Below are 10473 nucleotides of genomic sequence, written 5' to 3' on the forward strand. Positions count from 1 at the left end.
GTGTTAGCGCGGACGAGTTGGCCGGGCGGCCGCGGCTCGTGCTCACGCAGCAGCGAGTCGAGGAAAGTCCGGACTTCACAGAGCAGGGTGATTGCTAACGGCAATCCGAGGCGACTCGCGGGAAAGTGCCACAGAAAACAAACCGCCATCCTCGCGGTGGTAAGGGTGAAACGGTGCGGTAAGAGCGCACCAGCATTCCGGGTGACCGGAGTGGCTCGGCAAACCCCACCCGAAGCAAGGCCAAGAAGACCGCACTACGGTGCGGTCGCGCAGGTGTTTGAGGGTTGCTCGCCCGAGCCTGCGGGTAGGCCGCTCGAGGCACCCGGCGACGGTGTGTCCAGATGGATGGTCGCCGCCGCATTACCTGGTAATGCGGAACAGAATCCGGCTTACAGGCCAACTCGCCCGCCTTAGGTCCTTGGCCTGCATGTTCAGCGATTTCCTCAGCTGCTATTTGGCCATGATCGAATTATCTCCAGTCGTGCGACGCGCAGAGCTTTCCCGCGTTACTCTTTGCCGATGATCGCGGGCGAGAAGGCGCCTGACTTCACTCTGTATGACCACACCGGTCGGCCTCGGAAACTGTCCACGCTCCTTTCCGACGGCCCGGTTGTGCTGTTCTTCTTCCCATTAGCGTCCTCACCGATCTGTACCGCCCAGGCGTGTCATTTTCGGAACCTAAGCGACGAATTCGCCAGGGTGGGCGCCCAGCGGGTGGGCATCAGCACCGACACCGTCGACAGGCAGGCCCACTTCGCCCAACAGCGCTCGTTCGATTATCCGCTGCTCTCCGACGCGGACGGCGTGGTGTCCGAGCTGTTCGGGGTGCACCGAGGCAGGCTCGCCAAGCTGCGTCGATCCGTCGGGGGGCGGGAGGACACCCGGCGTGGTCGGCACGCTCGGCGCCGCGGCCTGCTGGCCCGGCTGCTGCCGGTCAGACGGACCACGTTCGTCATCGATACCGACCGCACCATTCTCAAGGTCGTCGCCAGCGAGGTGCGCGCATCGGTGCACGCCGACCAGGCCCTGTGGTTCTTGGAGAACCACCACGTGCCGCAAAGTTTGCCAGATGTCCGGGAGATGGACGCCGACGCGCATCAGCAGTCCGACGGCAAGGGCGAACCGGTCGGCGACTGGTTCGCAGAACCGGAGACCGTGGACGAGCCGAGCTTGGCCCGGCCATACACGCTGGCGGCAGGCGGTGCCGACGCTGGCGTCGAACTGGCACTCGAGGCTCCGGTCGAAGCGCTCAACACCACAGCGAAGCCGCCGCGCTGGCGGAGAAATGACGTACGGGGCCAGATCCTGACGTCGTGCGCGCACAACCCCTCGGTCGCAGAGATCGCCTCTCGTCTGTCCCTGCCGCTCGGTGCGACGCGGTTCCTGGTCGACGACCTGGCGACACAGGGATATTTGCGGGTGCACGCTCCCCTCGGTGACTCAATGACAATCGACGAACGGCGTGAACTGATAACAAGGACCCTGCGTGGCCTACGTGCACTCTCGGCTCAGCCCGACAGCTTGCCCAGGGCCTTGTAGAGCTTGCTGAGCTTCGGCTGGAGTTGGCGGCGGGAATCGCGCGCCAGCTCGGCTTCCCGCTGGTAGAGCAGTCCGTAGGTGAACGTGTCCTCGGCCGCGGTGTGCGCGGCTTGCGCTTGTTGCAGCAGGTGCTCACGGCTGACCACGCTGTCCTGATGATCACCAAGCAGCGACTGCAGTTTCTTCGCCCGCTTGGACACCTTCTTGGCGCCGGTCGCATCCGCGGTGTAGCGAAGTCGCTTGGCGCGCTTACGAATTCGGTGAATCGCATCGTCACTGTCCGCTCCGCCGGCAGCCCGTCGCGCGGCCTTTGCCGCCTTGTGGACCTTCTTGCCGGCGGCGGTGACCGTCGCCGTTGCCGGCTCGCGACCGGCCGACGGCGCCTCGTTGACCAATGCATCCAGCTCGTCGAGCAGTCGGAAGTAGCGCGGTAAGCGCAAGGCGGACAACGCATGCCGGAGCCCGGTCCGGTAGCGCTGTTCGGCACCGTCGACAAGCCGCTCCCGAATAGGACCACGGACCAGCTCGGGCGGCACATCGTCCAAGGTGCTGCGGTAGCGATCGGCTAGGACTTCGGCGTCGCGGGCCACGCCCAACACATTGCCCAGCTCGCGCAGTTCATCGACGATCGGGGCATCGTCGGCCAGCCCGAAAGAATCCGGAGCTGCCTGCAGCAGGCTGCGGATCGTGCGGGCGGTCACCCGCATCTGATGCACCGCGTCGTCGGCCTCGTTCCGCACCGCGCGATCCCACACCAGCAGCTCGTCGATCTGTTCGGCCAGCGCCCGATGCATCTTTTCGGCCGGTACACCCTTCGGCGACGTGCCGAACACCCGCGCCAGCTTGGAGCCGTGGCCGGCCGGACGCGCGCCGGCGTCGAGCAACCGGTCGCACAACTCCTCCATCAGCCCGGAGTTCGCGCCGCGGTCGACGAGTTCGAGCTCCCATTCACGCCACCGCTGCTCGTTGGTGGTCCCGTGGGCGCCTTGCCCCGCCGTGACGTGATCGTCGCAGAATTCGGCGAGCACCGCGTCGTCGACACCGTGCAGCACACGAACCTGCCGGGTGGTGCTGATCCGTGCCACCGGGCCCACCGGACGGTCTCGCACGATGGCCAGCACCACGTCCAGCAGTTCGGTGGGCACCGTGGTGCCGTCGGTGGTATCCAGCGATGCCCGCACTTCGGTGCGGGCATCGGGGCCCGCCGGTAGTTTCAGGTGCCAACCCGCGTCGAGGCCGCCGGTGCGACGGCGCAACGTAATGCGACTGCGCGCCAGATCCAGGGACGGCGTGTCGAAGTACACCGCGTCCAAGGACTGCGTCTCGGCGTGCTCTACCCGGCCGACCTCCGCGATGCCGTCGAACGACGGCGGTTGCGCGGACTCCTCAGCGTCGAACTTGCGCTCCACTTCGAGGTAGCGCGAGGTGCTGGGGCCGTTGGCGGACATGCTCGAGAGCGTGCCACATTCCGGTGGCCGCTAAACCAGGAGCTTAGAAGCTGTGCTCGTCGTCGGGGAACGTTCCTGACGCGACCTCGTCCGCGTACTGCGTTGCCGCGCGGTGCAATTCGCCTCCGACGTCACCGAACCGCTTGACGAACTTGGCCGTCTTGCCGCTCGTGAGACCGGCCATGTCCTGCCAGACCAGCACCTGGGCGTCGCAGTTGCGTCCCGCGCCGATCCCGACGGTCGGGATCGTCAGCTTGCCGGTGATCTGGGTGGCCAACTCGGCCGGCACCATTTCCATCACCACGGCGAACGCGCCGGCCTCGGCAACCGCGATCGCGTCGTGGATGGTCTGCTCGGCGGCGTCCCCGCGGCCCTGCACCCGGAAACCGCCGAGGGTGTTGACGCTCTGCGGGGTGAAGCCGATGTGTGCCATCACCGGGATGCCGGCGGCGTTCAAGGCCGCGATCTGCGGGGCGACCCGCTCGCCACCCTCCAGCTTGACGGCATGCGCGCCGGCTTCCTTCATGAACCGGATCGCGGCGTCGAGCGCCGCGGCCGGCCCCGCCTCGTAGCTGCCGAACGGCAAGTCTGCGACCACCAGAGCGTGCGGCGCACCGCGCACGACGCCGCGCACCAGCGGGATCAACTCGTCGACCGAGACCGGCACCGTGGTGTCGTAGCCGTAGACGACGTTGGCGGCCGAATCACCGACCAGCAGCACCGGGATACCGGCGTCGTCGAAGACCCGGGCGGTGGAGTAGTCGTAAGCCGTGAGCATCGCCCACTTGTGGCCTTCGGCCTTCATTTTCTGCAGGTGATGGATGCGGGTCTTGGTCCGCGGCGCGGCTTGCGCAGAAGAAGGGTGGGCACCGTAAACAGTCTGTTCAGACATCATTGTCCCTAGCTTTGGTCGGGTCGATCCTCGTGGCCCAATCGGGTCCCCGGGTTCGTCTGACCTGACTAGTCTGCCATCTGCGGCCGTTCATGTGGATAGCGAGCCCAGTGGACTTCCTCACACCGTCACCATCGTGACGATTCCGGCGCCCCCCTCCGGCAGCGGACATACCATCGGCCCATGCAGCGACTCAGCGGACTCGACGCCAGCTTCCTCTACCTGGAAACGCCGGCACAGCCGTTGCATGTCTGCTCGATTCTGGAGCTCGACACCTCGACGATGCCGGGCGGCTACACGTTTGACCGGCTCCGCGACGAGTTGGCGCTGCGAAGCAAGGCGATGCCGCAGTTCCGCGAGAAGCTGGCCGACACCCCGTTCAACCTGGATCATCCGGTGTGGGTGGACGACAACGACTTTGACGTGAATCGCCACCTGCACCGGATCGGTCTGCCGCCGCCGGGAGGACGCACCGAGCTGGCCGAGATCTGCGGCCATATCGCGAGTTTGCCGCTGGACCGGACCCGGCCGTTGTGGGAGATGTGGGTCATCGAAGGCGTCGCTGGCACCGATGCGCAACAGGGCGGTCGCCTGGCCGTGATGACGAAGGTGCACCACGCCGGTGTGGATGGCGTGACGGGGGCCAATCTGATGTCTCAGCTGTGCAGCACCGAGGCGGACGCCCCCGCGCCAGATCCGGTCGACGGCGTCGGCGGCGGCAACGACTTCGAGATCGCGCTGACCGGTGCGGTCAAATTCGCGGCCAGGCCGCTGCGCTTGGCCAATGCGCTGACCGACACCGCATCGTCAGTGGTCAAGACGGTGATGCGGGCACGCAGCGGCCAGACGATGGCGCCACCGTTCGCGGCCCCGCGAACCGCCTTCAACGCGAGCATCACCTCGCACCGCAACATCTCCTACGCGCAGTTGGACCTCGAAGACATCAAGAAGGTCAAGGATTACTTCGACGTCAAGGTCAACGACGTGGTGATGGCTCTGGTGTCCGGCGTGCTGCGCCAATTCCTGCTCGACCGTGGCGAACTGCCGGACTCGTCGCTGGTGGCGATGGTGCCGGTGTCCGTGCACGGAAAGTCGGATCGGCCTGGCCGCAACCAGGTTTCGGGCATGTTCTCCAGCTTGCAGACTCACATCGCCGACCCGGTAGAGCGGATCAAGGCCATCGCTGACGCGAATTCGGTTGCCAAACAACATAGTTTGGCGATCAAAGCCACGCTTTTGCAGGACTGGTCTCAGTTTGCCGCGCCCGCGGTGTTTGGCGTGGCGATGCGCGCGTACGCCCGAACCAGTCTCACCAAGAGCATGCCGGTGCACAACCTGGTGATATCCAATGTGCCGGGTCCGCAGGTGCCGCTGTACTTCATGGGCAGTGAGGTCAAGGCTATGTATCCGCTGGGGCCGATCTTCCACGGCTCGGGCCTGAATATCACCGTGATGTCGCTGACCGGCAAACTCGACATCGGGATCATCGGCTGCCCGGAGCTGTTGCCCGACCTGTGGGAGCTGGCTGACGACTTCACGGTCGCAATGGAAGAACTGCTGCTCGCGACACGGTAGCCGCCCCAGCAGCCGAGGCCCCGCGCTGACGCATGGCAGCATGTTGGGCATGGGGAGCCCTCGCCGCGGCAAGATCGCGCGCTCGATGCTGATCTGGACCGTGATGGCGGTTACCGCCTTTACCGTGGCCAGCTGTACTCAGGTCGTCAAGGGTCGTGCGGTACTTGCCGGCCCGAAGGTCGGCCAGCCGATCGAGTGGGGGCCGTGCCACGTGACCGGCGGCGGGGCGGTGAAGCTCCCGGGAGGTGCGCAATGCGGCAAGCTCGCCGTACCCGTCGACTACAAACACCGCGGCGGTGACGCCACCACGCTGGGCCTGATCCGCTTCCCGGCGACCGGAGACAAGGTCGGCTCGCTGGTCATCAACCCCGGCGGGCCGGGGGAGTCCGGCATTGAGGCTGCACTGGGCATCGTGCAGTCGTTGCCGCTGCAGGTCCGGGAACGCTTCGACCTGGTTGGGTTCGACCCGCGCGGCGTGGCGGCCTCGCGACCGGCGATTTGGTGTAACTCCGACGCCGACAACGACAAGCTGCGCACCGAGACGCAAGCCGACTACAGCCCGGCAGGCGTCGCGCAGATCGAGGACGAGACCAAGGCCTACGTCGGTCGCTGTGTTGCCAAGATGGGCAAGAAATTCCTGGCAAACGTCGGAACCGACAATGTCGCCCGCGACCTGGACACCATCCGGGAAGCGTTGGGCGACAGCAAGCTGACGTTCCTGGGCTACTCCTACGGCACCCGGATCGGCGCGGCGTACGCGGAGGCGTTTCCGAAGAACATCCGGGCGATGATCCTGGACGGCGCCATCGACCCCAATGCGGATCCGGTCGAGTCAGACCTGAGGCAGGCCAAGGGTTTTCAGGATGCCTTCGACAACTATGCGAAGGACTGCGCCAAGTCGCCTACCTGTCCGCTGGGCACCGACCCGGCCAAAGCCGTTGACGTGTACCACCACCTGGTCTATCCGCTCGTCGACAAGAAGCACCCGATGATCGGCAGGACGGCACGCACCAAAGACCGCCGCGGCCTGAGCTACAGCGACGCCATCATCGGCACAATCATGGCGCTGTATTCACCGACGTTCTGGCACCATCTGACAACAGGATTGACCGAACTATCGCACCACCAAGGCGATGTATTACTCGAGTTGGCCGACCTCTACATGCGCCGCGACAAGCAGGGGCACTACAGCAACTCCACCGACGCCCGGGTCGCGGTCAACTGTGTGGACCAGCCGCCGGTGAAGGATCGGGCGAAGGTCATCGATGAGGACCGCCGCTCGCGTGAGGTCGCGCCGTTCATGAACTACGGGAAGTTCACCGGCGACGCCCCGCTGGGCACATGCGCGTTCTGGCCGGTGCCGCCCACCAGCAAGCCGCACACCATCTCGGCTCAGGGGCTGGCGCCGACAGTGGTGGTGTCCACCACCCACGACCCCGCGACGCCGTACCAAGCGGGTGTCGACCTGGCCAATGAGCTGCACGGCGGACTGCTCACGTTCGACGGCACGCAGCACACGGTCGTGTTCCAGGGCAATAGCTGCATCGACGACTATGCGGCGGCGTACATCGTTAGCGGTACTGTGCCGTCCAAGGGGGCCAAGTGTTAGCGCCGCCGTGGGTCCGCTTCGCGAGCGAAACGTAGAGACCGCGCGGTAAATAACGAGATCAAGGTGTGACCAATGGGATCACAGCCTGTGGCCGACGCATGCCACGATTGACTGCCATGTGGCGCATGAGACTGTTGAGCTCTGCGCTGCTTCCATTTGGGTTGTCGATGGCGACCGCTGTTGCCTTGACGCCGGTGACGGGCGCGACGCCCGGATACGACGCGGGCCCCACCCCGAGCTCCGGGGCGCCCCAGCCGTCGTCGGCGCCGCCATTGAATTGGGGCAGCTGCGGCCAGGTCCTGAGCAGCCCCCGCGACGTTCCGAGCGCGCAATGCGGGACGGTCGCGGTTCCTGTCGACTACGCAAACCCGGGCGGCGCGCAGGTGCAACTCGCGGTGATCCGCATTCCGGCAACGGGCCCGCGGATCGGAGCGTTGCTGGTCAATCCGGGCGGTCCCGGGGCGTCGGCGGTCGACATGGTCGCCACGATGGGCGCGGATCTGGCGGACTCCGAGGTCAGCAAGCGATTCGACCTGGTCGGGTTCGATCCGCGCGGCGTCGGCCACTCCACGCCGGGGTTGCGCTGCCAAACTGACGCCGAGTTCGACGCCTACCGGCGGGAACCGATGGTCGACTACAGCCCGCAGGGTGTGGCGCACATCGAGCAGGTGTACCGGCAGATAGCTCAGCGCTGTCAGGCCCGGAATGGTTCGGCGTTCCTGGAGAACGTCGGGACCGCCTCGGTCGCACGGGACATGGATTCGGTGCGCCAAGCCCTGGGCGACGACCAGATCAACTACCTCGGCTACAGCTACGGCACCGAGTTGGGGACCGCGTACGTCGAGCGCTTCGGTGACCACGTGCGGTCGATGGTGCTCGACGGCGCTATCGACCCGAGCATCGGGCCGATCGAGGAGCTCATCAACCAGCAGGCCGGGTTCCAGACCGCGTTCAACGACTACGCCGCGGACTGCGCCCGCTCTACCGACTGCCCGCTGGGCACCGACCCGGCCCAATGGGTCGTCCGCTACCACCAGTTGATCGACCCACTGGTTACCAAACCCGCGGCGACCTCGGAGGGGCGCGCGCTCGGCTACGCCGACGCGACCACCGGCACTATCAACGCGCTGTACACCCCGCAGTTCTGGAAATTCCTCACCAGCGGCCTGCTCGGCCTGCGACGCGGCACCGATCCCGGTGACCTGCTGACGCTGGCCGACGAGTACTACGGCCGCGATGACAAGGGGCACTACAACAGTTCGCAGGACGCGTTCAACGCGATCCGTTGCGTCGATGCGCCGGAGCCGACCGATCCGGCGGTGTGGGCCGACACCGATCAGCGGATACGTCAGGTCGCGCCGTTCACGTCCTACGGACAGTTCACCGGCCATGCGCCGCGCGACCTGTGCGCGTTATGGCCGGTGCCCGCGACGTCATCGCCGCATCCGGCCGCGCCGGTAGCCCCCGGGAAAGTCGTCGTCGTGTCCACCACCCACGACCCGGCCACCCCATATCAAGCCGGGGTCGACCTGGCCCACCAACTGGGCGCTGACCTGATCACCTTCGAGGGCACACAGCACACGGTGACGTTCAACGGAAATGACTGCGTAGACGGCGCGGTGGTGCGCTACTTGGTCGACGGCGCTGCGCCGGGAAACTTAAGGTGTTAGGCCGCGCCGGTAACACAGACTTAACGGTGAATGCATAGTGTTCCAGGTATGGATCGACAAAAGGAATTCGTGCTGCGCACGTTGGAGGAGCGGGACATCCGATTCGTCCGACTGTGGTTCACTGACGTGCTCGGCTTCCTCAAGTCGGTCGCGATCGCGCCGGCCGAGCTTGAGGGCGCATTCGAAGAAGGAATCGGCTTCGACGGGTCATCGATCGAGGGCTTCGCCCGGGTTTCAGAGTCCGACACTGTGGCGCATCCCGACCCGTCGACCTTTCAGGTGCTGCCCTGGACGACTCGTAGCGGACACCACCACTCGGCGCGAATGTTCTGCGACATTACGATGCCCGACGGCTCGCCGTCGTGGGCCGACCCGCGCCACGTGTTGCGCCGCCAGCTAGGCAAAGCCAACGACCTGGGCTTCTCCTGCTACGTGCATCCCGAGATCGAGTTCTTCCTCCTGGAGCCCGGCCCCGAAGACGGATCTGTGCCGGTTCCCGCCGACAATGCCGGCTACTTCGACCAGGCCGCCGTGCACAGCGCCTCCAACTTTCGCCGGCACGCGATCGACTCCCTGGAATCGATGGGCATCTCGGTGGAATTCAGCCACCACGAAGGTGCGCCCGGCCAGCAGGAGATCGACCTTCGCTTCGCGGACGCGCTGTCGATGGCCGACAACGTGATGACATTCCGCTACGTCATCAAAGAGGTTGCGCTGAACGAGGGATCGCGGGCGACGTTCATGCCCAAGCCGTTTGGCGAGTACCCGGGCTCGGCGATGCACACCCACATGAGCCTGTTCGAGGGTGAGGTCAACGCCTTCCACAGCCCAGACGATCCGCTGCAGCTCTCCGATGTCGCTAAGTCGTTCATTGCCGGGATCCTCGAGCACGCCAGCGAGATCAGCGCGGTCACCAACCAATGGGTCAACTCTTACAAGCGGCTGGTGCTCGGCGGCGAGGCGCCCACCGCCGCGTCATGGGGCGCTGCCAACCGGTCGGCCCTGGTCCGCATCCCGATGTACAGCCCGAACAAGACTTCGTCGCGACGCATCGAGGTACGCAGCCCCGACTCGGCCTGCAACCCGTACCTGGCGTTCGCCGTGCTACTGGCAGCCGGGCTGCGCGGCGTCGAGAAGGGGTACGTCCTGGGTCCGCAGGCCGAGGACAACGTCTGGGATCTCACCGCCACGGAACGGCGGGCGATGGGTTATCGCGAGCTGCCGTCCAGCCTCGACGAGGCGCTGCGAGCGATGGAGAGTTCTGAGCTCGTCGCAGAAGCGCTGGGGGAGCACGTCTTCGACTTCTTCCTGCGCAACAAGCGCGCAGAGTGGGCGAACTACCGCCGTCACGTCACGCCCTTCGAGCTGAAAACCTATCTTTCGCTGTAGCCGGTGTCGGTGGCCCGCTCAAACGCCGAGTCGATCTGCGCTACCGTCGAGGGCGTGAATCAACCCGTGACCGAACGGCCGAAGGTGCCCAGTGTGGGCCGCCTCGGGTTGGTCGACGACCGGGCAAACGCGAATTTGGCTCAGCTGGGTTGGAATACCGAGGAATGCGTCGACGTGCTCTGGTCGCTGTCGCGCGCACCGGATGCCGACGCCGCCCTGTGTGCGACGGTCCGGCTGGCCGAGACGCTCGGCGACGGCTGGGGAGAGCTCAACGCGGCACTGGCCACTGACCGCGGACTGCGCGGCCGGCTGTTCGGTGTGCTCGGATCGTCGCTGGCGTTGGGAGATCAT

General features: G+C 65.9%; 6 protein-coding genes, 1 other RNA gene and 3 pseudogenes. 8 read left to right on the forward strand and 2 right to left on the reverse strand.

Annotated features, from left to right (window positions below; all coding sequences use genetic code 11):
- Positions 1-13 precede the first annotated feature (13 nt).
- The 3 genes and pseudogenes from rnpB to VGH54_RS18760 all read left to right on the forward strand — a co-directional run.
- Positions 14-408: RNase P RNA component class A (gene rnpB, locus VGH54_RS18750), an RNA gene on the forward strand.
- Between the two features lie 111 nt (positions 409-519).
- Positions 520-1038, forward strand: a pseudogene (locus VGH54_RS18755) (peroxiredoxin); the annotation flags it as partial.
- A 135-nt stretch (positions 1039-1173) separates the two neighbouring features.
- Positions 1174-1539, forward strand: a pseudogene (locus tag VGH54_RS18760) (DUF742 domain-containing protein); the annotation flags it as partial.
- On the opposite strand, the gene VGH54_RS18765 reads toward VGH54_RS18760, so the two are convergent.
- Positions 1509-2987 carry a CYTH and CHAD domain-containing protein gene (locus VGH54_RS18765; RefSeq protein WP_331513578.1) on the reverse strand — a complete coding sequence of 493 codons (1479 nt, stop codon included), beginning with the start codon at positions 2985-2987 and terminating at the stop codon, positions 1509-1511. The pseudogene VGH54_RS18760 and the gene VGH54_RS18765 sit on opposite strands and share 31 nt — an antisense overlap.
- A gap of 43 nt (positions 2988-3030) precedes the next feature.
- The gene (panB, locus tag VGH54_RS18770) at positions 3031-3879 is read right to left on the reverse strand and encodes a 3-methyl-2-oxobutanoate hydroxymethyltransferase (RefSeq protein WP_331513579.1); all 849 of its coding nucleotides are present in this window, start codon (positions 3877-3879) and stop codon (positions 3031-3033) included.
- A 183-nt stretch (positions 3880-4062) separates the two neighbouring features.
- Here panB and VGH54_RS18775 point away from each other — a divergent pair, with 183 nt between their 5' ends.
- The 5 genes and pseudogenes from VGH54_RS18775 to VGH54_RS18795 all read left to right on the forward strand — a co-directional run.
- Positions 4063-5454, forward strand: a complete 1392-nt coding sequence (locus VGH54_RS18775; RefSeq protein WP_331513580.1) for a wax ester/triacylglycerol synthase family O-acyltransferase — start codon at positions 4063-4065, stop codon at positions 5452-5454.
- Between the two features lie 49 nt (positions 5455-5503).
- On the forward strand, positions 5504-7063 hold the full coding sequence (locus tag VGH54_RS18780) for an alpha/beta hydrolase (RefSeq protein ID WP_331513581.1): 1560 nt from the start codon (positions 5504-5506) through the stop codon (positions 7061-7063).
- Positions 7064-7179: 116 nt separating this feature from the next.
- Positions 7180-8733 (forward strand): alpha/beta hydrolase, encoded by a 1554-nt coding sequence (locus VGH54_RS18785; RefSeq protein WP_331513582.1) that lies wholly within the window; start codon positions 7180-7182, stop codon positions 8731-8733.
- 48 nt (positions 8734-8781) lie between these two features.
- Positions 8782-10122, forward strand: coding sequence for a glutamine synthetase family protein (locus VGH54_RS18790; protein ID WP_331513583.1), 1341 nt, complete (start codon positions 8782-8784; stop codon positions 10120-10122).
- Positions 10123-10176: 54 nt separating this feature from the next.
- Positions 10177-10473, forward strand: a pseudogene (locus VGH54_RS18795) (bifunctional [glutamine synthetase] adenylyltransferase/[glutamine synthetase]-adenylyl-L-tyrosine phosphorylase); the annotation flags it as partial.

The sequence above is a fragment of the Mycobacterium sp. genome, from assembly GCF_036488105.1.
Lineage (GTDB): Bacteria > Actinomycetota > Actinomycetes > Mycobacteriales > Mycobacteriaceae > Mycobacterium.

What these genes read in the sequence shown, in the direction of transcription:
- VGH54_RS18765 (WP_331513578.1), bottom strand. Translation starts at nt 2,987, where the DNA reads ATGTCCGCCAACGGCCCCAGCACCTCGCGCTACCTCGAAGTGGAGCGC.
- panB (WP_331513579.1), bottom strand. Translation starts at nt 3,879, where the DNA reads ATGTCTGAACAGACTGTTTACGGTGCCCACCCTTCTTCTGCGCAAGCC.
- VGH54_RS18775 (WP_331513580.1), top strand. Translation starts at nt 4,063, where the DNA reads ATGCAGCGACTCAGCGGACTCGACGCCAGCTTCCTCTACCTGGAAACG.
- VGH54_RS18780 (WP_331513581.1), top strand. Translation starts at nt 5,504, where the DNA reads ATGGGGAGCCCTCGCCGCGGCAAGATCGCGCGCTCGATGCTGATCTGG.
- VGH54_RS18785 (WP_331513582.1), top strand. Translation starts at nt 7,180, where the DNA reads ATGTGGCGCATGAGACTGTTGAGCTCTGCGCTGCTTCCATTTGGGTTG.
- VGH54_RS18790 (WP_331513583.1), top strand. Translation starts at nt 8,782, where the DNA reads ATGGATCGACAAAAGGAATTCGTGCTGCGCACGTTGGAGGAGCGGGAC.